At 41.1% G+C, this 24546-nt stretch carries 25 protein-coding genes; 2 read left to right on the forward strand and 23 right to left on the reverse strand.

Going from position 1 to position 24546, the window contains the following annotated elements:
- Positions 1–51 precede the first annotated feature (51 nt).
- The 7 genes from grdH to NRIC_RS00635 all read right to left on the reverse strand — a co-directional run bounded on the left by grdH (position 52) and on the right by NRIC_RS00635 (position 7375).
- Entirely contained in the window at positions 52–1371 is a 1320-nt protein-coding gene (grdH, locus tag NRIC_RS00605; RefSeq protein ID WP_146620751.1) for a betaine reductase selenoprotein B, read from the reverse strand.
- 11 nt (positions 1372–1382) lie between these two features.
- Positions 1383–2708 (reverse strand): glycine/sarcosine/betaine reductase component B subunit, encoded by a 1326-nt coding sequence (locus NRIC_RS00610; protein WP_146620752.1) that lies wholly within the window; start codon positions 2706–2708, stop codon positions 1383–1385.
- A 104-nt stretch (positions 2709–2812) separates the two neighbouring features.
- Complete coding sequence (gene grdD, locus NRIC_RS00615; protein WP_146620753.1) at positions 2813–3967, reverse strand: glycine/sarcosine/betaine reductase complex component C subunit alpha; 1155 nt, start codon at positions 3965–3967, stop codon at positions 2813–2815.
- A gap of 4 nt (positions 3968–3971) precedes the next feature.
- Complete coding sequence (gene grdC / locus NRIC_RS00620) at positions 3972–5507, reverse strand: glycine/sarcosine/betaine reductase complex component C subunit beta (protein ID WP_146620754.1); 1536 nt, start codon at positions 5505–5507, stop codon at positions 3972–3974.
- 85 nt (positions 5508–5592) lie between these two features.
- Entirely contained in the window at positions 5593–6054 is a 462-nt protein-coding gene (gene grdA, locus NRIC_RS00625; protein WP_146620755.1) for a glycine/sarcosine/betaine reductase complex selenoprotein A, read from the reverse strand.
- Positions 6055–6098: 44 nt separating this feature from the next.
- Complete coding sequence (trxA, locus tag NRIC_RS00630; protein ID WP_146620756.1) at positions 6099–6416, reverse strand: thioredoxin TrxA; 318 nt, start codon at positions 6414–6416, stop codon at positions 6099–6101.
- Between the two features lie 29 nt (positions 6417–6445).
- Entirely contained in the window at positions 6446–7375 is a 930-nt protein-coding gene (locus NRIC_RS00635; protein ID WP_146620757.1) for an NAD(P)/FAD-dependent oxidoreductase, read from the reverse strand.
- A gap of 373 nt (positions 7376–7748) precedes the next feature.
- Between NRIC_RS00635 and NRIC_RS00640 the strand changes: the two genes are divergently transcribed.
- Positions 7749–8471 (forward strand): gamma-glutamyl-gamma-aminobutyrate hydrolase family protein, encoded by a 723-nt coding sequence (locus NRIC_RS00640; protein WP_146620758.1) that lies wholly within the window; start codon positions 7749–7751, stop codon positions 8469–8471.
- Positions 8472–8685: 214 nt separating this feature from the next.
- Here the strand turns inward: NRIC_RS00640 and NRIC_RS00645 are convergent, their stop codons facing one another.
- From NRIC_RS00645 to NRIC_RS00695, 11 genes are all read right to left on the reverse strand, one after another.
- Positions 8686–9507, reverse strand: coding sequence for an aldo/keto reductase (locus tag NRIC_RS00645; RefSeq protein WP_175579962.1), 822 nt, complete (start codon positions 9505–9507; stop codon positions 8686–8688).
- 101 nt (positions 9508–9608) lie between these two features.
- Positions 9609–10877 carry an ABC transporter permease gene (locus tag NRIC_RS00650; RefSeq protein WP_146620760.1) on the reverse strand — a complete coding sequence of 423 codons (1269 nt, stop codon included), beginning with the start codon at positions 10875–10877 and terminating at the stop codon, positions 9609–9611.
- Positions 10870–11769: an ABC transporter ATP-binding protein gene (locus tag NRIC_RS00655; RefSeq protein ID WP_146620761.1), complete on the reverse strand. Its 900-nt coding sequence runs from the start codon at positions 11767–11769 to the stop codon at positions 10870–10872. Before NRIC_RS00655 ends, NRIC_RS00650 begins: the two co-directional genes overlap by 8 nt.
- 27 nt (positions 11770–11796) lie before the next feature.
- Entirely contained in the window at positions 11797–12261 is a 465-nt protein-coding gene (locus tag NRIC_RS00660) for a hypothetical protein (RefSeq protein ID WP_146620762.1), read from the reverse strand.
- Positions 12261–12461 carry a helix-turn-helix transcriptional regulator gene (locus NRIC_RS00665; RefSeq protein WP_146620763.1) on the reverse strand — a complete coding sequence of 67 codons (201 nt, stop codon included), beginning with the start codon at positions 12459–12461 and terminating at the stop codon, positions 12261–12263. Before NRIC_RS00665 ends, NRIC_RS00660 begins: the two co-directional genes overlap by 1 nt.
- A gap of 80 nt (positions 12462–12541) precedes the next feature.
- The gene (gene uvrC, locus NRIC_RS00670; RefSeq protein ID WP_146620764.1) at positions 12542–14326 is read right to left on the reverse strand and encodes an excinuclease ABC subunit UvrC; all 1785 of its coding nucleotides are present in this window, start codon (positions 14324–14326) and stop codon (positions 12542–12544) included.
- Between the two features lie 158 nt (positions 14327–14484).
- Positions 14485–14799, reverse strand: coding sequence for a thioredoxin (trxA, locus tag NRIC_RS00675; RefSeq protein ID WP_146620765.1), 315 nt, complete (start codon positions 14797–14799; stop codon positions 14485–14487).
- An 85-nt stretch (positions 14800–14884) separates the two neighbouring features.
- On the reverse strand, positions 14885–17245 hold the full coding sequence (locus tag NRIC_RS00680; RefSeq protein ID WP_146620766.1) for an endonuclease MutS2: 2361 nt from the start codon (positions 17243–17245) through the stop codon (positions 14885–14887).
- A gap of 64 nt (positions 17246–17309) precedes the next feature.
- On the reverse strand, positions 17310–17858 hold the full coding sequence (locus NRIC_RS00685) for a CvpA family protein (protein ID WP_146620767.1): 549 nt from the start codon (positions 17856–17858) through the stop codon (positions 17310–17312).
- A gap of 12 nt (positions 17859–17870) precedes the next feature.
- Positions 17871–18305 carry a cell division protein ZapA gene (zapA, locus tag NRIC_RS00690; protein ID WP_146620768.1) on the reverse strand — a complete coding sequence of 145 codons (435 nt, stop codon included), beginning with the start codon at positions 18303–18305 and terminating at the stop codon, positions 17871–17873.
- Positions 18306–18593: 288 nt separating this feature from the next.
- Positions 18594–19697 (reverse strand): alpha-hydroxy-acid oxidizing protein, encoded by a 1104-nt coding sequence (locus NRIC_RS00695; RefSeq protein WP_146620769.1) that lies wholly within the window; start codon positions 19695–19697, stop codon positions 18594–18596.
- Positions 19698–19869: 172 nt separating this feature from the next.
- On the opposite strand from NRIC_RS00695, the gene NRIC_RS00700 reads away from it, so the two are divergent.
- Positions 19870–20361 carry a flavodoxin family protein gene (locus NRIC_RS00700; RefSeq protein ID WP_146620770.1) on the forward strand — a complete coding sequence of 164 codons (492 nt, stop codon included), beginning with the start codon at positions 19870–19872 and terminating at the stop codon, positions 20359–20361.
- Positions 20362–20524: 163 nt separating this feature from the next.
- On the opposite strand, the gene NRIC_RS00705 is transcribed toward NRIC_RS00700, so the two are convergent.
- From NRIC_RS00705 to NRIC_RS00725, 5 genes are all read right to left on the reverse strand, one after another.
- The gene (locus NRIC_RS00705; RefSeq protein ID WP_146620771.1) at positions 20525–21964 is read right to left on the reverse strand and encodes a TrkH family potassium uptake protein; all 1440 of its coding nucleotides are present in this window, start codon (positions 21962–21964) and stop codon (positions 20525–20527) included.
- A gap of 9 nt (positions 21965–21973) precedes the next feature.
- Entirely contained in the window at positions 21974–23335 is a 1362-nt protein-coding gene (gene trkA, locus NRIC_RS00710) for a Trk system potassium transporter TrkA (RefSeq protein WP_146620772.1), read from the reverse strand.
- 150 nt (positions 23336–23485) lie between these two features.
- Entirely contained in the window at positions 23486–23794 is a 309-nt protein-coding gene (locus NRIC_RS00715; protein ID WP_146620773.1) for a DUF1292 domain-containing protein, read from the reverse strand.
- Positions 23795–23809: 15 nt separating this feature from the next.
- On the reverse strand, positions 23810–24238 hold the full coding sequence (ruvX, locus tag NRIC_RS00720) for a Holliday junction resolvase RuvX (RefSeq protein WP_146620774.1): 429 nt from the start codon (positions 24236–24238) through the stop codon (positions 23810–23812).
- Positions 24238–24504, reverse strand: coding sequence for an IreB family regulatory phosphoprotein (locus tag NRIC_RS00725; protein ID WP_146620775.1), 267 nt, complete (start codon positions 24502–24504; stop codon positions 24238–24240). The genes ruvX and NRIC_RS00725 overlap by 1 nt, the downstream gene beginning before the upstream one ends.
- Between the last annotated feature and the right edge of the window lie 42 nt (positions 24505–24546).

Below are 24546 nucleotides of genomic sequence, written 5' to 3' on the forward strand. Positions count from 1 at the left end.
TTTTTAATTTAGAGAGCCGCAACTTTTCTGGTTGCGACTCTCCTGCACAAATTAAATCTTCACTTCAAAGAGTCGTGGTTCTTCGATCTCAGTCGATAATGCATCCAAAGCAACTCCAACACGGTGATAACGCAAACGGTATTGTACGTCTTTTGGTGTTGAAGGATCCCCTAATGGGTACGGAATCGAGATAGTTGGAACGATTCTGTTCACTCCAACCGTTCGTGCCACCGGAATCAGATTGGCCATTTGTACGATCGTGATCCCTGCTTTTTCAATCTCTCGGGTCATCGTTGCACCGCAACGAGTACAGGTTCCTCAGGTGGAGGTTAGAATAACAGCCTTCACACCATCATCAACTAATTCCTGAGCAATCTCTTGCCCCATTCGTGTCGCTTCTGCCTGAGTCGTTCCTGTTCCTACCGTAGCATAAAAATATTGATAAACGCCTCCGATCTTACCTTCCTTCGCATATTGCTTCATTGCGTCCAATGGCAAGACCACATTTGGATCATCGTTCGCTGCAGCTGGATCAAATCCAGCATGAATCGTCATAAATTCCCCTTTTTTCAGTTCATCCATTGATTCAATATCGTATTTGCCCCATTTGGTAGCAGAAGCCGATTGAATCCTATCTGGGTTTCCAACCGGAACGATCCCACCAGAAGTTACTAAAGCTACTTTAATTTTCGCCAATTCATCAGCCGAAATGGCAGGAGCGATCGGTGCTCGTTCGGATTTTGGAATGACTAATTCTGACTGGTAAGGTTCCCCATTCACTTTCTTCAAAAGCATATTGATTACTCGGTCTGCTGCAGTAACAGGTGGGTTCAACCAAATTTGATCACGGATCCCTCTGCCAAAATATCCTTCCTCTTCAGCCGAATTCAATTTTTCACCTTTTAATAAACGTAATGCGAACGAAGTCATTTTAGCAACATCCTTACGCATTGCCGCAGCACTTGCTCCGCCTTTAAAAATGTACATTTCTTTTTTGTACATTTCTACACCGGGGTTTTCTTCGTTCATCGACGTCACTGCTGGAACATTAAATTTCTTCTGAACCGCCGAACAGATATGCCCACAAGCAGCACCATACCGGCCTGCACGGAAAGCAGGTCCAGCGAAGAAAATATCAAAATCCTTTCCTTCTAAAAAGCCAAGGATCCGTTCAATCGCTTCTTCGGTATTGGAGCCCATAAAATTGTCGCCACAAATAATCGTATGAGTCAATTCGACTTCATCGCCTAGAGCAGCAGAGAAAGCCATACCTGGACCGACGATTCCTTCTCTAATTTCTGGTTCATGTCCGGCGAATTCCTCACCACCGATCTGACCAAAAAACTGATTGATATACAAAATCGCTTTCATGTTTTCCCTCCTTAGAATTCAACCATTGTTTTTGTTGACCATCCTACTACCTGATCGCCGCAGAACATTGCATTGTTTTCCATAATAATGGAACCGTCTGGTTTCACAGATGCTCCGAGAACCTCATCATTAGACCAACCGCCTGAGAGACCATCTCTAGCCAGTGCTTCCAATTCTCCCAAAACAGTTTTCATTGCTGGCAAGCGAATAAGTGAAGATACATTTCCAGCAGACACAATCGCGTCGCATTTTTCATCCATTGATACCAACGGTTGGCTCGCGCCGTCACGACCCGTGCACTCGTTGGTTAAACCAACTGTTTTGACTCCTGCATCTTCTAAAGCAACATAGCAGGCAGTAAAGTCAGCATCTGGATTTCCATAGCCTTCTTCAGCTACAACAGCACTATCCGCTCCTAAGCTTTTCGCCATCTGAGCTACAAACAAGGCTGCCCGTTCCTTTTGCTCCAGAGCAACATTCAAGTTTGACATGATGATTCCAAGGAAATTGATTGTCTTGCCATGTTCTTGGTAAAGTCGTTTAATCATAGGAAAATTCTGGAAATCATAGGTCGACCATTTAGAAGAACAAGGCATGAATGAACCAGAAATCATTGCGCCATCCAATACCTCATTTGGATGCATGAAGGTAGGCAGCATTAAGTTGCAATCCCATCCATAATTTAAATCATTATATCCCGAATCTTCCATTTGCGATTGCGGTTGCATAACAAATACGACACTTGGCAGTTTGTTTATTTTTTCAGATCGTTTTGTTACAGGTTCTAATTGGTAAGTCTCGATCTCATCAGATTTCAAGCCTTTGGTACATGCACCAATATACTCTGCTAAACGCATTCCAGCCCAACGCAAGGCGTGATTTTTCTTTTGTTGTTCATGATGTTCAAATGCTTCATCCGTATCTGCGACTAAGACAACATTTTTTAATTGTGAGTAGTATGTGTATTTTGCACCTTCTCCACTCATATCGATCAAACCATCCTGAAATCCCCCGTAATGTCTCCCAACGACTAAAACACTCATGTCCTTCAAGGCATGGGTTACTCCATTTCCTGCTTGCATCAATTTCCCGGTTACTCCAGGGAATACAGGGCCACCCCCAACGCGATACCGTGGTTCAATAGCTTCTTTTACAGGAACCAATCGCACTTCGTCTCCTGGACGAACAATGTGAAGGTCTGCTTCAGTAATATGTTCATCTTCAAAAACAACATCTAAGGCTTCTTTTTTATTGATTGTCAAAATTCCTTCAGAGTATTCGGTTTTTTCTCCGAACTGAATTTCATTGACATGGAAATTTGCGATGTCTAATTTCATTTACTGTTTTCCTCCTTTAATCCATTCCCTCAAAAATAATTAGTGAAGGTTTGAACAAGAATGTTGAATATCATATTATTTTGTAAAGTAGTAGTCATAGTTTCTTATCCAATATAACCGGCTTTGGACAAGATTTCCTTTGCTTTTGCTGTATTTTTTTCTGAGATCATGACGACAGGCCCCGTACAGCCCATACCGCTTTCGGCATAAACATTTTGTTTCCAAAGGTGCCGAACAGCATCCTCCAGATCCAATATTTCTACTCCGTGGATTTCTTCTGTAACAATTTCCTTGTCAGGCTGCGCGATTTCTTCTTGAACCACTTCTTTTTGCGGCTGTGCCTCTTTCAAAAGAGTTTCCAGTGAAGCTTGCTTTGCTTTTGCCATCTCATCTTTTACTATTTTTTTGAAATTGCCGCGAACGAGCTCATCCGCAAACTCGATTGCTCCACAAATTACTGGTGCTCCTGAAGCCCGTGAAACGATCATAATGATTTGGTCCATCGCTTCTCCGACACCAGGTCCATAACCAAATCCTAACGATTCGTAATTTCCGCCTGTGTGGTAAGAAGAGAAAACCTTCTGCAGAATATTTCCGGTCAATGAATCCATCACTAATATGTCGCATGTTCCAGCAAGAGCATCATTCCCCCGCATGACTGCGCCGCCATCACTCCGATTCGATTCTGCAAAGTGTATCGGGTACCCATTTTCTGCTAAACGTTTCAGGACTATTTCCGTTTGTCGAGCACCATCGATATTTAACAATCCAACAGTAGGCTTCTTGATTCCACAAGCTTTGGCTGTCATAATCCCATATAAAGTGTTGCGAACTAAGGCTTCTACACGGTTTAATGCGGAAGTCCCAGTCGTTGTAGCAAGGTACATAGGTTTGCCTTTCGCAGGGGTAATCACCCTTCCAACGGTGGAAACTCCGATCGGAAATGGATAATGCATCGTCACTCCAGCTTGAGCCTTACCTGTCTCCAGCAATCCCTCTAATTTCTGATGACTCGCTTCCTCGTCAGAAACCAAAATACTTTCAACACCTGGATAGTCGATGGATTGTGTCCCAATAACTTTAACGGATATTCCCCTGTCTGCTGCCATTCTGGCAGCCTGATACAATTCGGCTTCCCCGTGCTCACTTCCTAGGGCTGTCAGCGCGATGGAAGAAGAGATACCTCTCCCGGTTTCCAATGTATTCGCCATCTGCTGGAATACTTCGGCAATGGTTTGATTGATTTCTTTTTCAGCCATCTGCCTAATCCTCTAGCTTTCCAGCAAGATGATTGGCAAAATCCCTCAAAGATTCAGCAATCAATTGCTTGATCTGTTCTTCGGAAACGGCTTCCTCCTGTACGCCACTATTTTTTTGCAGAACAAAAGAAATCCCGTCAAACAAGTTTGTCATTCTTCCTAGGAAAAGACTGCCTTTACCAACAAACATGGCTCGTTGGATTTTCCCGTCTAGCATATTTTGTCTTGCTAATCCTAAATAAGGAACACCTGAAGGAATATGACCTTGTGTAGGCGCCCAGCCTACCATGCCATGTTGTTTCACAAAATCGGCCAATTCTGGTTTCTGGATCTGCCCTTTCATAACTGCAAGTGCACCAATCATTTTATAATTTGCCTCTGGAACATTCCCGGCGCCAGCGGGTTTGGTAATATCTGGATTTTGCATCTCTACTGAATATTTATCAATATCGGTCAGCTTCAAACCAGCTTTTTCTAGCGGAATGCTTGTTAAAGAGGAAATGACATTTTGCGGAGAGGCACCAGTCCCTACAGTATGGCGGCCTACAATGTCGATATTCAACTCCGGATTAATGCCATCATTTTCTGAGATCAACACTGCAAAACTGGCGACACTATCCTCTAAAATTGGCAGGCCCTTTTTCAGGTGATCCTTCCCATTCATTCCAAGCTTCGCAGTAGATCCGCCGGCAGCAACAATAACGTGTTTGAATACACCAGACTTAACAAGAGAAGCAGCTTGTACTAAAGCATGAGCAGGTCCTGCACAGAATCCTCTGACATCACTCCCAGTGGCATTGTCCAATCCAACGATTTCTGCAGCAGCTTTTGCAAAGTTTCCTCCACCACGTTGGTTCATATCTCCGCAAGCTTCTTCAGAACATTCAATCACATATTCCACGGTATCTTTGTTCATCCCCGTTTGCTGCATCAAATGCAAAATTGCCATAGTACACGAGGCTTTTGAAACGAGGTTCTCAAAGATCACATGAGCAAACAACGTATCATCCAAATTATGAGCAGCCTTCACACATCCGACTACTTCTCCTTCAAAATAGATTGGTTCTGCATGTTCATTTTTTATAAAGCCTTGAATTTCTTCGATAGATACTTCTTCATCCAGCTTGGCTACTAAGGCCTGATCAAGCAAAGGATGCGCTTTCAATTTGTTGCTGACTACTTTACTAAATTCATTATTCAATTTGACTAAATCAAAAACATCTACATATTTCATCATGCCTATGAATTCATCTTGAGGCATAATCTCTCCAAATGTTCCTTGGCGTTGACTTTCAACCCTTTTGTCATACCAAGGCATTTCGATTTTCTCCAGCTCCTCAGGTGTCATATTGCCGATATACACCTGATTTGGCGGATAAGTGACGCAATCCTCATAGCTGCGCAAGTGATTGCTGATATTTTTTAAGTATTCTGAATCAGGATCAATTTTTCTTTGAAGTGTTTGAGTCGTCCCATTGTGAACAACCATGTCAGGGGTATGGGCAAGAAAATAGCTCGACCCTTTTAAAACGCTATACATAAAAACATCCTTCCTTATCAAAGTCTTGTAATGATATCAAACAGAAGCTGACTTCTGTTTGATATCATTTAAAGCTGTAAAAATGTTAACCGACTTGACTTCGGATCGCTGTCATTTCACTAACGATATCATCAACGTCTAAAACCATTTCCATCATGCCAACCTGTTCTTCATACAGCTCAGAGTCGATTTCTTCTTTCATTTCTGGTTCACAGATATGATACACGCTCAGTCCCAACTGGACTCCCGCTAATGGACCTGCATAAGTAGGGTCACCTACAGTAACGGTTTCAGCTGCTAGACCAGCAGCCTCACCTTCAGATGCACCAAGAATAACAACAATATTCTCTGCACCGAATTCCTCTGTAAATTCTTTTACCCTCTTTTGATTTTCCAGATCCATTGCGCCCGCAGCCGTTCAGACAAAGCATTCTGTAGATGAGAACACAACATCTGCGCCAGCTGGCTTCACACATTCTTCAATGGCTTGCCCGGGAACGCCGTCTCTGTCGCCGAGGATGATTACTTTTTTGTCTTTCAGCAACATATTTTTTTCCTCCTTAATTAATTTTATTTAAACGGTTTTACCCGTTAAATATACTTTTGGATCATTGATTCTACATTTTCTGGTGTTGCGTCGTCTTTGACTAATTCTTCGACTTTCTCACCATTCTTATAAATTGCAATCACCGGAAGTCCCAAGATTTTTTGCCCGATGGCAACTCGTCTTGCTTTACTAGTATCTAGTTTCGCAAATTGCAATTGATCTCCATATTTTTCTGAAAATTCTACAATGCTCGGCATCAACGCCTGGCAAGGTTCGCAGCTTTCTGAATAGAAATCAACGACAAGTGTATCGGTTGAATTTAAAACTTCTTCCTCAAAATTCTTTTTGTCTAAGATCTTCATTGATAGGCACTCCTTTTCACTTCAAACTTTTAATGATTCAAGAATTTCTCAACTGCAACAGCAGCTGTTGCTCCATCACTGCTTGCTGTTACTACCTGACGTACATTTTTTACACGAATATCTCCTGCTGCATAAACACCTGGAAGGTTGGTCGCCATTTTCTCATCCGTTTTGATGTACCCATTTTCCATATCCAAAATGCCTTCAAAGACTTTGGATTGCGGAAGATACCCAATAAAACTGAACACTCCGATCAAGCCATCCTCTTCATCCGCTTCAAACCGTGTTGTTTCGTTCGTTTCTGTGTTGCGAATCGTTATCGCTTCAACGATTCCGTCACCCTCTAATTTCTCAACAATTGAGTGATAAATGTAATGAATTTTTTTATTTGCCTTCGCTTGTTCAATTGCAATTGCATCCGCTGTCAGTTCTGACAAGTTTTGAATAATCGTTACCTTTCGCGCAAACGTCGATAGGAACATTGCTTCTTCTACAGCAGAATTCCCTCCACCGATAACAAATACTTCCATGTCCTCAAAGAAAGCGGCATCACAAGTCGCACAGTAGGAAAGACCTTTACCAATGTAATCCTTTTCATTTTCGCACCCAATTGGTCTAGGAAACGCACCTGCTGCAATAATCACAGAACGTCCCTGATACTCATCTTTTTTTCCTTTTAACACCTTAATTTCTTTTGAAAGATCCGCTGCAACAACCGTATCCGCCGCACGAACCACACCAAATGACTCTACTTGCTGGCTCATCCGTTTGATTAATGAAGGCCCTGACTCATGTTCAATACTGCCCGGATAATTCTCAATCTCAGATGTTAAAGCGATCTGTCCACCATCCTTTCCTTTTTCTATCAGCAAGGTCTTTAATCTCGCACGTCCAGCATAGATCGCTGCTGATAAACCTGCAGGCCCAGCGCCAATAATGATTACATCGTACACTTGCATAAGCTTCCTCCATGTTTGATTTATTAAATACAGCTTTCTTTATTGCGAAGAAAGTGTAATTTCTGAGGTTATTTCATTATTTGATATACAAAATGTGAATTTTTGAACAATATCTCCTAAAAATTTTTTATTTATTTTCCTATAAAAAAATAAATAAAAAAGCAACTTAGTCGATTGTCGACAAACGACACCCGCAAAATCATTTTAGCAATATTCCTCATTTCACGCAATACTTTTTTTAAGAATGGTGAAAAAAAACTGCGTTCTTGAATCTTGATTTCTTGCGTATCCTCTTTTTTTATGGTTACAATAAAAATAGTTCAGTTTTACATGTATTCGGATTAACACTTTTTAAACAGAGGAGTATTCATTTATGTCAAAACCAAAAATTGGAATTGCTGCAAATCAACATTATCAAGATAATCAAGCTTTCTTTGATCAGCCATTTACTTATGTTCCTCAAGGTTTTATCAACGGTGTTCATCAAGCGGGCGGCCTTCCCTTTTTATTTCCAATTGGCGATCCCGAGTTGGCACACGAGTATATCTCTGGTGTAGATAAACTGTTATTAGCGGGAGGTCAAGACGTGACTCCTTTTTTATATGACGAGGAACCTCGCCCTGAGTTAGGAGCAACCAGCATTGAGCGTGATCGTTTCGAAATAGCGTTGATCAAAGAGGCCCTCAAACAGAATAAACCGATTTTCACTGTTTGCCGCGGTACTCAGCTTTTAAACGTTACTTTAGGCGGAACATTGTATCAAGATCTTTCACAGTATGATCAATGGCGTGTAAAACACGATATGTATCCGACTTTTCCTGCCTTCGCTTTGCATTCAATCACCGTCAAAAGCAATACGGTCCTGGCTCAGTTATTTGGAGAAAAAGCGCAGGTAAACTCTTACCATCATCAAGCTATTCAGAAAATTGCTGAATCATTAACTCCGATTGCTTGGTCCGAGGATGGCATCATTGAAGCAGTAGAAAGTCGAGACACCAGCACCAGAATTTTAGGTGTTCAATGGCACCCTGAACTAACTCATACTTCAGATCCAAAAGAGCAAAGGCTGTTTGATTATTTTGTCCAAACATTTTAAACGCAAAGAAGTTTTGGAAAGATCTCACTTTTCCAAAGCTTTTTCTTTTGGAGCTTCACAGGATTTCGCCTTTTTTCAAATTTCCTCTGTTGTAAAATCAGACTCTCTACAATTTTTATTTTGATTGTTTGACGATATGAAGATTTTTTAGCTGCGTAAAAAACTCCTCAGAAATAAGCTTCCTGAGGAGTTTACGAATTTATCCTTGATTGGTTTAGAAATCAAAATTATCTGGGTCAGCCCCTAAACGTTCGTTACTATTCAATCCATCGATTTGTGCCATTTCATCCTTTGTTAATTCAAAATCAAATACATCAAAATTTTGTTGAATGCGTGCTTCGTGAACCGATTTCGGGATAACGATGATGTCACTCTGCAAATGCCAGCGGATAATCACTTGAGCAGCAGTCTTATTGTGTTGTTTGCCTATAGACACCAGCGTTTCATTTTCTAATATTTTCCCTTGACCAAGAGGAGACCAAGCTTCTACAGCAATTCCCTCTGATGCTAAATATTTCCTTAGAGGTTCTTGTGTCAACGTCGGATGTAATTCAATTTGATCCACCATCGGTTTTATTTTTGCTGTTGCCATCAGTTTTTCAATATGATGTTGATGGAAATTCGAAACGCCGATCGCTTTTGCTCTGCCGCTCTCATAAATCTCTTCCATCGCACGCCATGAATCGTTGAATTCCCCTTCCACCGGCCAATGGATCAGATATAAATCGACATATTCCAATCCTAAACGATCCAAACTATCATTAAACGCTTGATGTGCGGATTCGTATCCTTGGTCACTGTTCCAAAGCTTAGTCGTGATAAATAAATCTTTACGCTGGATGCCTGACTCTCGAATCCCTTTGCCTACACCTGTTTCATTTTTGTAAATTGCTGCCGTGTCGATCAAACGATACCCATCGTTAATCGCCCATTTGACCGCATCAGTTGCCGTGGTGTCTTCCACACGCCATACTCCTAAGCCTAACCGGGGCATCTCCAACCCATTAGCAAGTTGTTTCGTCTTTTCCATTCTCATCATTCCTCCTTGTTCTCTCCTCAATACACCAAGCTCCACAATAAAGCGAGCAGGACTGTACCTACAACCTTTATTGTGGAGTTGATTGAACATTTGGTCAACTACTTTGTTTGTTTTTTTCGTCGTTCATTCCGCATGATTGACAGAGATTGTTTAAACGAGCTGAAAGTTCCTCCCTCACTATAAACCAATACATTTGATTTATATAGTTCGGCTGAGAATAAAGTCAAACCTATCGTTGTCCCAAATAGAATCCCTAACGAAACCAATGCACTTGAAAAATGCACAGTATTAGTTGCCAGTCTCAAAGGCATACTATAAGAAGAGATGAAGGGAATATAAGAAGTCACTTTTATAACCGCATTGGTTGGATCGGCCGCTCCTAAAATCAACCCGATCATATAACCAATCATCGAAAGATACATAACCGGTTGAATCGCTTTTGCCGTGTCCTCTGGTTTATTGACCAATGACCCACAAAGTGCCGAGAGAACCGCATAAATAAAGATACCGATCAGCATAAAACCGATGATTACGAAAACATTTTTTCCTAACAAGCTTTTGATCGATACATTGGATAGAAAATCACGAACTATTGGTTGATCCTTAAACTGCTGGTAAGCAATGATGAAAGCAATCAGATAAATAACTAATTGAGTGACTGCGACAAGCAAGACACCTAAAAGCTTGCCATAATAATGGGTTTTAGCCTTCATACTAGATAACAGAACCTCCATGATCCGTGTTCCCTTTTCAGAAGCAATCTCCTGAGAAATGATCGATGAATAGGTCATGATAAAAACAAACATGATGATTGTTGTCAAAAAACTCAATACTAGTTGAATACCCGCATCTCCCTGGTCACTTTCCATCTTTCCATTTTCAAAACTGACCTTCGAGGCCTTAAAAGCAGCTGGAGCCATCACTGCCTGGACCTGCTCAGTAGAAAGAGAAAGATTAGCAGCCCGAATGCTAGATTGTAGCTGATTTAAAATTTGCTGAAGACTTAGTTCAGTGGTAGTTCCTAGTGAGGAAGTACTGTACATTTCTCCATTGATATTCTGACCATCAATACTTAATTTTAGGTAGGCATCGATGGTTTCATTCTCTAATTGATCTTGTGCTTTCTTTTCCGAGGAAACTGTCTCAAAGCGATAATCCTTATTCTTTATTTGCTTAAACTGATCAGCAATCGTAGATTCCTCTGCGACGATCCCAATTTTGTTGATATCATTCATATCCCCAAAAAAGTGTTGCGACAAATAGAAGATACCCATGACTAAAAATGGTGCTAAAATCATGATGACAAAGGCTACCGACTTCACATTTTTTTTGTAAACATCCTTAATAATGATCCCCAGCTTACTCATTAATTTCACCAGCTTTCCATTTAAAGATCTCTTCTAAGGTTGGTGGTTGTTGATTAAACATCGGAATGTAGCCGTTCTTAGTGGCCTCACTGAAAACTTTCTCCCCCACATCAGGTGTTGTCAGCGTTAGATCAAAACTACCGTCTTCACGCTCCGAAATATTATGAATACCGTCAAATTGCATAAGTTCCGCTTTTGTTAGCGAAGATTTTAAGTACAACTTCGTTCTGCCGAAAGATTCACGGATCTCACTAACCTTGCCATTCAAAACGGTTTCCCCATTCCTAAGCATGATTAGATGATCGCAAATTTTTTCAACATTATCCATATTATGGCTAGAAAAAATCACACAAGAGCCTTTCTCCTTGAGTTCGATGATGCCATTTTTCAATAATTCTGCATTCACTGGATCCAATCCGCTAAAAGGTTCATCTAAAATAACCAATTTTGGCTCGTGAATCAACGTAGCGATCAATTGAACCTTTTGCTGATTTCCTTTAGAAAGCGACTTTACCTTGTCCGTCTTTTTTCCTTTGACTTGAAATTTTTCCATCCACTCGTCAATTTTTGGAGCAATTTCTTTTCGGCTTCTTCCTCGCAGAGATGCAAAAAACAGCAATTGTTCCTCGATACTAACTTTGGGATACAGACCTCGTTCCTCCGGCAAGTAACCAATCGAATCGAAATCCTTTTCCTTCAAAGTATGCCCGTTCCAAAGAATTTCTCCTGAATCATTGCTCAAAAAATCCAAAATCAGGCGAAAAGTTGTTGTTTTCCCTGCACCATTTTGTCCGATCAATCCCAATATTTTTCCATCCTCTATCGAAAATGACAAATCGTCTAATGCTTTAAATGTGCCAAAGCTTTTACTCAAATGCTTAACCGTTAACATACTTTCATTCCTCCATTCACTACTTGTTTACATTTTTTTACGATAGTAAAAATAGCTGACCATATAGATCAATCCGAAAAGATACAGCAATCCACTAGATACCTTCAATAGCAAAGGATCGAAAAAACTTCCAATCACACTGGCCACAACCAAAGAAGCCGTTAGAAAGTATGTTGCAATACTTTGTGCACGCAGAACGATGTTTTGCGTTCGTTCATCTGTACTTTCAATTCTCGCCTTACGCAACATTTTGGGGTTGTTCATGATTCGAGTGTTTCGGAAAATGAAAATCACAAATGTTAAAATGATCGCACTGAACAACCCTGAAAGAAAGTCTTTCCCATGTTCCTGAATGGACAATTCAAACAGCTGTATGCCGAATCGTAAAAAAAGCATGGAAAAAAGTAAAACCAAAACGACTAAACCATACCAACGGTTTTTCCGGATTAATCTATCTCGATAGACTTGATCTGCTGAAGTCAACTTTTCCATCACTGTTCCTCCTCAAAAATGAATACTTCCTCGATTGCTAAGTCAAAAAAACGGGCTACCTTGTGAGCCAAGAGCAGCGAGGCATTGTATCGTCCATTTTCTAACGAAATGATCGTCTGTCTCGTTACTTCCAAATGATCTGCCAGTTCACTTTGAGTCATTCGACGTTCTTTACGTAATTCCTGGATTCGATTTTGCAATTAAACCCCCTCCAATGTATAGTCCGCTTTACATCTTACACCAAAAAGTATAGCACGCTTTACTTTTATTGTAAAGCGTACTATACATTTTTTTCCTCATGAACTTGATTGTACACATTTTGAGCAACAGTCATCGGCAAACCGATCGCTTTTAATTCTTCTACTGAAGCTGCTTGAATATTTTTTAAGGATTTAAATTCCTTTAGCAAAAGTTTTTTCCGTTTCGGTCCCAATCCTTCAATTTCGTCTAGCTTGGAAGCAAAGCTGTTTTTACTTCGCAATTGACGATGAAAGGTGATCGCAAAACGGTGGACTTCATCTTGGATTCTCTGCAGTAAGAAAAACTCCTGCGAATTTCTTTCTAAAGGTATCCGTTCTAAGTTTGTACCAAAAAGCAGCTCACTGGTTTTATGTTTATCATCTTTGGCTAATCCTGCAATCGGAATATCTAGCCCTAGCTGATTATCCAATACATCTTTGGCAGCATCAACCTGTCCCTTCCCTCCATCGATCACAATCAAATCAGGAAATGGTAAGCCTTCTTTCAGTACACGGGAGTATCGACGATAGATCACCTCTCGCATGGAAGCATAATCATCCGGCCCTTTGACCGTTTTGATTTTATATTTTCGGTACTCTTTTTTAGCTGGCCTGCCATCAATAAAGACGACCATTGCTGATACCGGATCTGATCCCATGATGTTGGAATTATCGAAGGCTTCGATGCGAATCGGCTCTGGAATGTTCATCGCATTACCTAGCCGTTCAACTGCCCCAATTGTACGGGCCTCGTTACGTTCAATCAAATCAAATTTCTCATTTAAAGCGACGTGAGCATTTTTCCCAGCAAGCTTCACCAATTTTTTCTTTTCTCCACGCTGCGGCTGCAATACTTTTGTAGCCAATAAAGCTTCAACACTGGTTTTATCGATATCGTCTGGAATCAATACTTCTTTCGGAATAAAATGTTCATTTTCTTGATAGAACTGACCAATGTAAGTTAGAAAATCTTCTTGGGCTTCATTATAAAAGGGAAACATCGACACATCTCGTTCGATCAGCTTCCCTTGTCTGATAAAGAAGACCTGGACACACATCCACCCTTTGTCTGTGGCATAACCAAAGACATCACGGTCCACTAAATCGGCATTGGTCATTTTTTGCTTAGTCATCACCGTCTCAATTGCCTGAATTTGATCGCGATACTCTGCAGCCTTCTCAAACTCCATGTTTTCAGCGGCATCGTTCATCTTTTTTTCCAACACCGTTTGTACTTCGGTGTGTCCACCATTTAAAAAGCGCTTGATCTCATTGACCATCATCTTGTAGCGGACACTCGGAATATCAAAAATGCATGGAGCTAAGCACTGCCCCATATGGTAATAAAGACAAACTTCCTTTGGCAAAGTTTTGCACTTTCTTAGCGGAAATAGACGATCCAATAGTCTTTTAGTTTCATTGGCAGCTCCAACATCTGGATATGGGCCAAAATACAAGGCTTTATCCTTTACTACCTTTCGAGTGATCAGTAAACGAGGGTAATCCTCATTCGTGATTTTAATGAAAGGATAGGTTTTATCATCTTTCAACATGATATTGTATTTTGGATCATTCTTTTTGATCAGATTGATTTCCAGAATCAACGCTTCAATGTTTGACTCTGTCACAATGTATTCAAAATCCACGATTTCGCTGACCAGACGCTCGGTTTTAGTATCATGACTGCCAGTAAAATAAGAGCGGACACGATTTTTCAAGATCTTAGCTTTTCCAACGTAAATGATCGTGCCATTCTTGTCTTTCATTAAATAGCATCCCGGTTGATCTGGCAACAAGGCTAATTTATTTTTGATTCGTTCATTCATCGCTAGCTTCCCTTCAACATCTTCAAAAAACGGTAAAACGACCTCACGAACTTGTTTCGCATTTAAGCAATAATCATTCGTGGGGCCCGATCTCTTGAGGCTTTTTCTTCACTGTTTGACCATGAAGAAAAAGCTGAGCCTCAGCCCAGCTTTGACACCTACATATGTGCGCTGATCAATTCTTTTAATTGATCTTTTGTATGAACACCGATTACTTTGTCAACCACTTGTCCGTCTTTTTTCAAGACGAGTGTCGGAATGCTCATGATTCCAAAAGAAGCAGGTGTTTCTGGATTTTCATCTACATCCATTTTAACGATTTTCAGGTCGTCTTCTCCATATTCTTCACCAAGTTGCTCTAAAATCGGCGCTTGCATGCGACAAGGACCGCACCAAGTAGCCCAAAAATCTATCAAGACTAATCCTTTATCGGTTTCTTCATTAAATGTTGTATCTGTAACTGCTTGTGACATGTATGTATCCCTCCCAAAAATTTCTATGACCATTATAGCATGCTCTTTCGTTCGTGGCTATTTTTCTGCTTACACTTGTAAACAATTATTTAAAGGTGACTACTGTAGCCCCACTGCCGCCTTCATTGCCCGCTGCAAATTCAAAACTTTTGACCTGCCGGTTGTTCTTCAAATATTCTGTAATGCCTTTTCGAAGCGCACCAGTTCCCTTGCCGTGAATAATTCTGACTTGTGGATAATTTGCCAACAATGCAGCGTCAATGTATTGATCTACTTCGGCTAACGCTTCTTCGTATCGTTTCCCTCGAAGGTCCAGCTCCGGTTTTACTTGGGCGCTTGCTCCGCGTTGAACACCAGTTACAACTCTTTGTTTTGGCTCTTCGAGTGGCGCAACAGGCGCCATATCCTCTTCTGCTATCGTCATTTTTAAAATTCCTAATTGGACTTGCCACTGTTCATTTGCCATTTTTTTGATCAAGGTTCCCCTTTGTCCGTAGGTCTCGACCAATACTTCATCTCCAGCATGAAATTGTTTCTTCGCCTTCGCTTTTTGGAGAACTTTATTTTTTTTGAGATGTTCGTCCTGCTTCAAATCTTCTAATTGCGAACGTGCACCGATCAACTGATGCTCTTTCACTGTGCCTTGACCTTCTAATTGCATTTTTCGAATATCTTTAATGATCTTCTCGGCATTCTCTTGAGCTTCTTGTACAAGTAAATTGGCTTTTTTTCTCGCCTTTTCCATCTCTTTTTCGCGCTCATCAAAGAAATAAGTGTATGCATTCTTCAAATCGCGATACAAGATCTCTGATTCCTGTACATAATGGCGAACTTCGTGGTATTCCGTTTCTGTCATCTTACGTTGGTTTTCCAGATCCGCTATCATCTCATTCAAATCTTGACTTTCTTCATCGATGATTTGCTTAGCACTTTCAATCACTGCAGCATCCAGTCCGAGTCGTCGAGAAATTTCAAACGCATTGCTTCGTCCAGGAACACCAATCAGCAAACGATACGTCGGACTCAACGTATCCACATCGAACTCCATACTGGCATTGATCGTATTCGGACGATTATAGCCATAGATTTTTAACTCAGGATAATGGGTCGTAGCCATCACGTAAGAAGATTTCATACCTACTGCGTCTAAGATTGCTATAGCCAGAGCAGCCCCCTCTTGAGGATCCGTCCCAGCACCTAGTTCATCAAAGAGCACCAAACTTCGCTCGTCGATCTTTTCTAAAATCGATACGATGTTGGTCATATGAGAAGAAAACGTCGATAAACTTTGTTCGATCGATTGTTCGTCGCCGATATCAGCAAAAATCTCTTGGAAAATACCCATCTGACTTTCTTCAGCTACTGGCAAGGGCAATCCGGCTTGTCCCATCAGCTGTAAAATTCCTAGTGTTTTCAACGTGATCGTTTTGCCACCAGTATTTGGGCCGGTGATAACCACCGCTTGATACTCTTCTCCGATCCGAATATCATTAGCAACAGCCATATCCTGATTCAGCAATGGATGTCTGGCCTGCTTGAAAAACACATGATTGTCTCGACTGATTGCTGGTACGACTGCTTTCAATTCTTTAGCGAAACGTGCTTTGGCATTCATTACATCAAAGCGGCCCAATACATAAGCATTGTGCAAAATCTCTCGTCGATAAGGAGCTAGGTCAGCTGAAAGTTCGGATAAAATCCGTTCGATCTCACTACGTTCAGCGATTTGCTGTTGCCGCAATCGATTGTTCAAATCAACGACTTGTTTTGGTTCAATAAACAAGGTTTGTCCAGATGAACTTTGATCATGCACGACACCACCAAAGATGCTGCGGTATTCTTGTTTTACTGGGATTACATATCGGTCGTTACGCATCGTTATGATTGGATCACTCAGATACTTCGCATTCTTTCCACGAACCAATCCATCTAATTTCTCGCGAATCGTTTGTTCGCTTCGCCTTATTTGACTGCGGATTGTCCGTAATTCAGAAGAAGCCTCGTCCTTGATTCGGCCATCCTCTTCAACAGAACGACGCAATCGTCCGCTTAATTCGGGTAAAGTCACCAATTGATCTGCCCAAAAATAAAGGCGGAGAAACTCCAGCTCGTTGTCTTTCAGGTCATCAATAAATCGCATGATCTCGCTCGTTGTAGAAAGCACGCGTGAAACTTCTGCCAATTCTAGACCATTTAAGTTTGCCCCAATTTCGACTCGTTTCATATGAGGTTTGATATTCATTAATTTGGGTACAGGAAGTCCTCCACGCAACCGTAGAACGTTTAGTCCATCTTCCGTTTCTTCCAACCAAGACCGAACAACCTCTCGATCACTAGAAGGTACGAGCTTGCGGAGCTCTTCAGACCCTTGCATAGTCGCTAGATGATTTGCGATCATTGCCTTAACCTCATCAAATCCAAGCGTTGTCAGAATTCGTTCATTCATTTTTTCACCTTCTACTATAAAATAAACCGAAATCCTTTTCGTATGCAGGATCCCGGTTTTTGATTTAACCTATGATTCTTGATACCCATAATGTTTCAAAAGCCGGACTTAAAAACAAGGAATGCTCCACAATAAATATGGCCAGCCCGCTGCCATCGAGTGCATTTTGAACCAATGCCAGTGGAATGAACGATGCCAATTTTAATAGAAGAAAAATCAACATGTATGACAAAAATACAGAGATAGCACCTGCAATGAGTCCATCGTACTTCGCAAAAAGAACTCGAAACAACAAGTTCTTAAAGAACACAGCAATTAAATGGGTGATCAGCCAGCCAATCAAGATAATGCTCATGAAGGCGACACCTGCATAAAAAGCCTTATCTAATTCAAAGCCTTGTTCAACCGTATAAAACACCATCGTCGATTCACTCGTCACCGAAGGATACGGAACGAACAAGTCCAAACGCTCCCCTAATCCCTTATAAAAAAATAAAGCAAGAATAAATGAGATCGCATATCCGATCGTAAAGAATAATTGATAGGCTGTACCACGTCGATATCCTGTATAAAAGGAAATCAACAAAAAAAATAGAATAATCAGAGTTAACATAGGATTCCTCGCTTATTTATTGGCCGCACGCTTTTGGATCTCACGTTTGCGGTTTTCGTTCACAATTTGTTGTGCTTCTACATGATTGCGGATCTGCGCATGGTTGTTACCATTCTTTTGCAAAATCGATTTTGCTTCGGCTTCCACTGCCTCAATCTTTCTGATTCTGTTTTCCAATTCCACAGACCGGGCCGCTTTTCGCTGCAGCTCGTTTTGATGTTTTTTCAATCTTAATAGCTCTTCTTGCTTTTTCACTTGATCCGATACTGCATTGATCGCCAGTAAGATCGCTGCTTGTTCCAGTGAAACATCTTGTGACAACCCTTTGATCTCTGTCAATTGTTCATTGACTAGAGCAACAACCAGATCCATATGTTGCTTGGACTCTTGACCAATAATAGTATAAGTCTGGCCAGCAACTTCTGCTTTGTATCTATTTTGAGCCATGCAAATCGTCCCTCCATAAGCATGTTTCGTTTTCGTCATTCGCAAAAACACTGAGTCTATTATATGCTAAAACAGGAGGTTTTTACAACTTTCAATGAATAAAACCCAATTAAATTAAGGAAAAGAGAAATATTTTATGCGTTCGGCCGTAGTAAACTTATAAAAAATGCTATATAGTCATCGATTGGCTGTCCAATCGATGAAGTTGTGGCAGTCTTACAAGCTATAGAAGCAGGAAAAATAGCCAAAAGCAGCACCATTTGGAATCTGTACTGATTTTGACTATTGTTAGATATAACGATTTTCTCTCAATTTTATTCCTTGGATCTCTTCGATGGTTTGCACGCCGGCTAACTGCATTACCATTTCCAATTCTGTTTGGAAAAATTCAAAGACTTGACGAATACCGACAGAACCGCCCAACGCCAAGCCATAGATCGCTGGGCGACCAATGGCGACAAGATCGGCCCCAGAAGCTAAAGCTTTAAAAACATGTTGTCCTCGGCGAACACCGCTGTCGAATACGATCGGGACCCGTCCATCAACTGCTTTTGATACATACTGTAAAGAATCAAAGGCAGCAGGTCCGCCATCTAATTGACGCCCACCGTGGTTAGATACCCAAATCCCGTTTGCACCTGCTGACAGTGCCCGTTCTACATCTTCCTCTGACTGAACTCCTTTTACATAAACAGGCAAGGAAGAATGCTCGACAATAAATTCAACATCTTTGGGACTCAGTTTTTGCTTTGATGAACCATAAACAGCATTCATCGTCTGTCCAACGCCGGTCTGATAGGATTCAACGATCGGCATCGCCAATGGAAATGTGAACCCATTTCGTCGATCTGTTTCACGATTCCCACCAACTGTAGCATCTGCTGTCAAAACAATCGCTTTTGCTCCGTTAGCTTTCGCTTGTTCAAGGATCGTCAAATTGATTCCGTCATCTTTACTCATATAAAACTGAAACCATTGATTAGCAGAAGGGCCCGCTGCCTGTCTGATCTGTTCCATCGTTCGCGAAGCATAAGAACTGATGGTGTAAATGGTCCCATATTCGGCTACTCCTTTTGCTGACGCTTCTTCGCCTTTTGTATTTGCCAATCCATGAGCAGCCACTGGAGCCATGATGATAGGCGAGCGTAGCTTCTCTCCTTCAAACAATTTTTCTGTGGAAGGCAGTTCAACATCCTTCAAGACATGAGGGATAATTAATTGATGTTCAAATGCCCGTTCGTTCTCTCGATAAGTAAAAACGTCTCCTGCTCCACTGCTGATATATCCAAATCCGCCTTTAGGAATAACCTCCTGAGCCATGTGTTCAAGGTCAAACATGTTTATAAAATTGATAGTCCCTTCGGCATCGCTGGTCTGATAAATTTCTGTCATTTCCTACACATCCCGTCCTAAATAATCACTATTCAAAAAACGCTTACAAGCAAATCCTACTCCAGTCATTTAAAGCTGACAAATAATCTGTTTGTTCTACAACATAATCAGCTTGTTAAAAACGTTAGGAAAACTTATAGTAGAAGAAAAGAATACGAAGGGAAGTGTTAAGATGAAATTTGCAGTCATTTACTATAGTGTTAGCGGCAATACAAAATCGATGGCTGAAGAAATTGCTGAGGGCATCCGAATCGCTGGAGAAGAAGCTCGATTGTTTTCGATTGAAGAGAACGTAGATCCTGCCTATCTTGAGCAATGTAAAGGAATCCTATTTGGAACGCCGACTTATGTGGCGACCAGTCACTGGAAAATGATCGAATGGCTGAATCATACTTCTGGAATAAATCTATCTGGAAAGTTAGGCGGATGTTTCGCAACAGCTCACTATGCTCAAGGCGGTGGAGACACTGCGATCTTGTCAATGATCGGTGTGTTATTAGTCAAGGGGATGCTTATTTATTCAGGAGGAGCCGCTTTCGGCCAACCATTTATTCACCACGGACCAATTGCTTTAGATGCTGTCGGTACCCATTTTGAGGATTCTCGGGAAATGTTCAGAATATTTGGTGAACGATTTGCAAATAAAGCCCTTGAGCTGTTTTAAAAGAGGCGGCGACAAAAGCGTTTAGCTCCGAGAAATCAGCCGGATAATCCGAAAATAACTTCTCTTATTTTTGCGAATAGGCGGCTGATTTCCGAAAGAACTGTTTCAGCCACACCGATTATGCGGATTTTAAAGAGGTTGTGACAGTGCTGTCACAGCCTCTTTACTCTCGCCAAAAAGCCTTTGAAAAAAGAATAAACAACGGGAAAATTTCCAATCTTCCAGCCAACATGACAAACGACAAAACAACTTTTGAAGGGTTGGAGAGAAATCCATAGTTCCCCATCGGTCCAACCTCACCAAAGCCTGGACCAACGTTGTTAATACAAGTGGCAACGGCGGAAAAGGTTGTTTGAAAGTCAACATTCTCTAATGACAAGAAAATCAAAGCCCCTGCAAATGTCATTAGGTACAATACCAAATAAGCATGAATATTGTTCAACGTCTTGATGGAAACCGACATTTTCTCAAAGCTGACCGTCAATACACTTTGAGGGTGAATCAATTTTTTGATTTCCTTCGCCGCATTTTTAACAAACATTACGATGCGAGATACTTTGATGCCTCCACCTGTAGAACCAGAACAAGCACCGACGAACATCAATAGCAAAAGAAGGGTTTGCGAAAACATCGGCCATTGATTATAGTCTGCTGTAGCAAAGCCTGTAGTCGTTATGATTGACGCGACCTGAAAAGCAGCATATCTGAAAGCTGCTGAAAATGAATGGTACAAAGGCTGAATATTGATGGTGATTCCTGCAATTGCTGCAGCAATAATGCCTAAATACCATAATAACTCCTCATTTTTCAATACAGCAAGTACTTTTCCAACCAGCAAAAAATACAATAAATTGAAGTTGATTCCGAAAAGGATCATAAAAATCGTAATAACGCCATCAATGTAGGCACTTTGATAGCCGATAATGCCTGCTGTACTCATTGAAAATCCGCCAGTACCTGCAGTAGCAAACGCGTTCAGCAAACTGTCAAACACCGGCATTCCGCCTAAAAGCAATAAGAGAACTTCAATCAAGGTCAAGGCTGTGTAAATGACATACAGAATTCGCGCGGATACATGGATTTTAGATACTAATTTCCCTACAATAGGACCAGGCATTTCCGCCTTCAAAATGTGCATTGTTCTTCCCGAAGCCAACGGAATAAAGGCTACCGTAAAAACTAAAATTCCCATCCCGCCTATCCAATGTGTGAAACTCCGCCAAAAAAGACTAGCATGGCTCATGTGATCTAAGTTTGATAAAATCGAAGCCCCTGTAGTCGTGAACCCAGAAACGGTTTCGAAAAAAGCATCAATGTAAGAGGGTATCTCACCGGTTAAAACAAAAGGAAGAGCACCAAATGCTGACAACAAACACCAACTGATGCCCACGATAAAAAAACCCTCTTTCGCATAAATTTTTCGATTTTCAAGTGGATGACGGCTAATAAAGGAGCCTAGCAGGAAAACGATCAGACCGACTGACACATAATCCAGACTTGATTGTTCCTGATAGATCAAACCAACCAGAACAGGAAAGAGCATCAGAAGTCCTTCTACTTTCATCAATTTCCCTAATGTATAAACGATCATTTTCTTATTCATGTCGCTCTGCTATCTCCTGACAATCTCATTCAAATTACTAATTTTTTTATCTTTCGTGATTATTACGATATGGTCGTTTAAGCGGATCCTAGTTTCTCCATTAGGAATTACGAAACCTCTTTCCCTGGAGATTGCTGCGATCAAAAGCCCTTCACGTAAATTTAAACTGGCTATTTTTTGATCGATAAATGAAGTGTGCTTTGTCACGATAAATTCTAAACCTTCTACTTCGTCATTGATGATTTTGTGCAATGTCTTTACACTGGTGTCATCATCTTTGTTGTCTTTTGCACGAACGTAGCGCAGGATTTGCGAGGCAATAATGCTTTTAGGAGAAATCACACTATCAATATCAATTTGATCCAAAACACTGGTAAAATTCATCCTAGTGACCTTTGCAACGGTCTTCTTAGCATTCATCTGCTTTCCATATAAAGAGATCACAATATTTTCCTCATCAAGTCCGGTCAAAGAAACAAGCGCATCAATTTTTTCAATTCCTTCTTCAATCAACACCTCTTCGTCACTTCCATCAGCCTCAATGATGGTTACGTGGGAAAGTTTTCGAGACAGCTCCAGACAACGTTTTGAATTGTTCTCAATTATTTTGACCCGAATTCCTTGGGTTGATAATTGCTGAGCAAGGTAAAAGGCAATCCTCCCTCCACCGATAATCATCACACGTTTGCTCTTGTGTTCAAATAGCCCAATATCCTGACAAAATCGAACCAAATCCCGGTGCTGTCCAGTGACATAAATACGATCATTTTGTTCCAATACAAAATTACCGTCAGGAATAATCAACTCACATTTTCTTCGTACAGCGCAGATCAGTACATTGGTTTTAGATACCTTTGGCAAACGACTCAACGAAATTCCGGAAAGCTTGGTCTTTCCTGTCAAACGAAATTCTGCCAGCTCAATCTTTCCACTGACAAATGTATCTACTTTGAATGCAGAAGGAAACATTAGAATCCGTCGAATCTCATTGGCGGCTTCTAGTTCTGGGTTGACGATCATCGACAGTCCCAATTGATCCCGCATGAACGAGCGTTGCTTCAAATATTCTGGATTTCTCACCCGAGCGATCGTATTATCTGCACCCATGCGTTTAGCCATCAGACAAGCCAAAATATTCAATTCATCCGAATCCGTCACCGCAATAATGATATCCGCTTCCTTAATGTCCGCTTCTTCCAAAACATCGTAAGTCGCTCCATTTCCGCTTATTCCAAATACGTCAAACTGATCTACGATTTTTTCTACTTTTTCACTGTGCAGATCAATGATCACCAGGTCATGGTCTTCGTCTGATAAATGTTGCACAAGGGCCTTTCCGACTTTTCCAGCACCCAAAATAATAATTTTCACGCTGTTCCTCCTGAATGATTCTTTCTCCATATTTTAGTATATTCAGGGAAGGAAAACAATCACTGTTAAAAACAGTTAAGGAGACAATGATTAGGGTCATCGCTTTCCCATAAAAAAAAGACTAAACTCATTCGTCTAGTCCTTCACAGTCTATTCTTCTTCAGACATGAATGTGTTGAAAACCTCTTCAATCATATCCCATTCAGCATCCGTTTCAATCTGCAGCAGTTCACCTTCACTGCCATCTTCATTTTCCACGTAAGCATACGCTTGCAACTCTACGTCTTCGTCCTCAGGCGCACCCGCTGGATAAAGCAGTACATAGTTACGATTGAACTCCTCTTGTCCATCAATGGTTAGGAGAATCTCATACAGCGTTTCATTTCCCTCATCGTCTACCAAAGTAATCATTTCATGTTCGTGATCGTGGTCATGATCGTGATTATGTTCGTGTGCCATTCCATTTCCTCATTTCTAAAATTTATTGCTGGTACGATCAAGATAATTCTGCAAGATCATGACCGCCGCAAGTTTATCGATAACCTTTTTTCGTTTGGCCCGGGAAGTATCCGCTTGTTCCACCAACATGCGCTCTGCCTGAACAGTCGTTAATCGTTCGTCTTGATAATCCACCGGTAAATCAAACAATTCCTTGAGTTTTTCGCCGTAGTGCATGGAAGCTTCGGCCCTAGGACCAATCGAATTATTCATATTTTTTGGCAGCCCGATAACAAATTTTGTCACCTGGTACTCTTTGACTAATTCTTGCAGTCGCTTAAGGCCAAACTCGCCTCGATCTTCATTGATCCGAATGATCTCAACACCCTGTGCTGTCCACCCAAAAGGATCGCTGACAGCGATTCCTACTGTTTTTGAACCGACATCTAATCCCATTATTCTCATTAAAGATCAATACCGTGGTTCGACAAGTAATACTTCACCAATACTTCCATGACTTCATCACGTTCGTGACGGCGAATTAAATTTCGCGCGTCCTGAAAACGCGGGATATAAGCCGGATCGCCTGATAACAAATAACCGACGATCTGATTGATTGGGTTGTAGCCTTTTTCCGCTAATGCATGATAAACGATTTCTAACGTTTCGCTGATTTCCTTTTTACGATTGTCATCAAAATCGAAACGAACTGTTTCATCTGTATATCCCATCTTTGAACACCTCTTTCTCAAACTTTCACATACCTTATTCTA

The organism is Enterococcus florum, from assembly GCF_004309355.1.
Taxonomy (GTDB): Bacteria; Bacillota; Bacilli; order Lactobacillales; family Enterococcaceae; genus Enterococcus_A; species Enterococcus_A florum.

Coding starts and splice junctions, on each gene's coding strand:
- NRIC_RS00610 (WP_146620752.1), bottom strand. CDS start 2,708: ATGAAATTAGACATCGCAAATTTCCATGTCAATGAAATTCAGTTCGGA.
- grdD (WP_146620753.1), bottom strand. CDS start 3,967: ATGGCTGAAAAAGAAATCAATCAAACCATTGCCGAAGTATTCCAGCAG.
- grdC (WP_146620754.1), bottom strand. CDS start 5,507: ATGTATAGCGTTTTAAAAGGGTCGAGCTATTTTCTTGCCCATACCCCT.
- trxA (WP_146620756.1), bottom strand. CDS start 6,416: ATGAAGATCTTAGACAAAAAGAATTTTGAGGAAGAAGTTTTAAATTCA.
- NRIC_RS00635 (WP_146620757.1), bottom strand. CDS start 7,375: ATGCAAGTGTACGATGTAATCATTATTGGCGCTGGGCCTGCAGGTTTA.
- NRIC_RS00640 (WP_146620758.1), top strand. CDS start 7,749: ATGTCAAAACCAAAAATTGGAATTGCTGCAAATCAACATTATCAAGAT.
- NRIC_RS00645 (WP_175579962.1), bottom strand. CDS start 9,507: ATGAGAATGGAAAAGACGAAACAACTTGCTAATGGGTTGGAGATGCCC.
- NRIC_RS00650 (WP_146620760.1), bottom strand. CDS start 10,877: ATGAGTAAGCTGGGGATCATTATTAAGGATGTTTACAAAAAAAATGTG.
- NRIC_RS00655 (WP_146620761.1), bottom strand. CDS start 11,769: ATGTTAACGGTTAAGCATTTGAGTAAAAGCTTTGGCACATTTAAAGCA.
- NRIC_RS00660 (WP_146620762.1), bottom strand. CDS start 12,261: ATGGAAAAGTTGACTTCAGCAGATCAAGTCTATCGAGATAGATTAATC.
- uvrC (WP_146620764.1), bottom strand. CDS start 14,326: ATGAATGAACGAATCAAAAATAAATTAGCCTTGTTGCCAGATCAACCG.
- trxA (WP_146620765.1), bottom strand. CDS start 14,799: ATGTCACAAGCAGTTACAGATACAACATTTAATGAAGAAACCGATAAA.
- NRIC_RS00680 (WP_146620766.1), bottom strand. CDS start 17,245: ATGAATGAACGAATTCTGACAACGCTTGGATTTGATGAGGTTAAGGCA.
- NRIC_RS00685 (WP_146620767.1), bottom strand. CDS start 17,858: ATGTTAACTCTGATTATTCTATTTTTTTTGTTGATTTCCTTTTATACA.
- zapA (WP_146620768.1), bottom strand. CDS start 18,305: ATGGCTCAAAATAGATACAAAGCAGAAGTTGCTGGCCAGACTTATACT.
- NRIC_RS00695 (WP_146620769.1), bottom strand. CDS start 19,697: ATGACAGAAATTTATCAGACCAGCGATGCCGAAGGGACTATCAATTTT.
- NRIC_RS00700 (WP_146620770.1), top strand. CDS start 19,870: ATGAAATTTGCAGTCATTTACTATAGTGTTAGCGGCAATACAAAATCG.
- NRIC_RS00705 (WP_146620771.1), bottom strand. CDS start 21,964: ATGAATAAGAAAATGATCGTTTATACATTAGGGAAATTGATGAAAGTA.
- NRIC_RS00715 (WP_146620773.1), bottom strand. CDS start 23,794: ATGGCACACGAACATAATCACGATCATGACCACGATCACGAACATGAA.
- ruvX (WP_146620774.1), bottom strand. CDS start 24,238: ATGAGAATAATGGGATTAGATGTCGGTTCAAAAACAGTAGGAATCGCT.
- NRIC_RS00725 (WP_146620775.1), bottom strand. CDS start 24,504: ATGGGATATACAGATGAAACAGTTCGTTTCGATTTTGATGACAATCGT.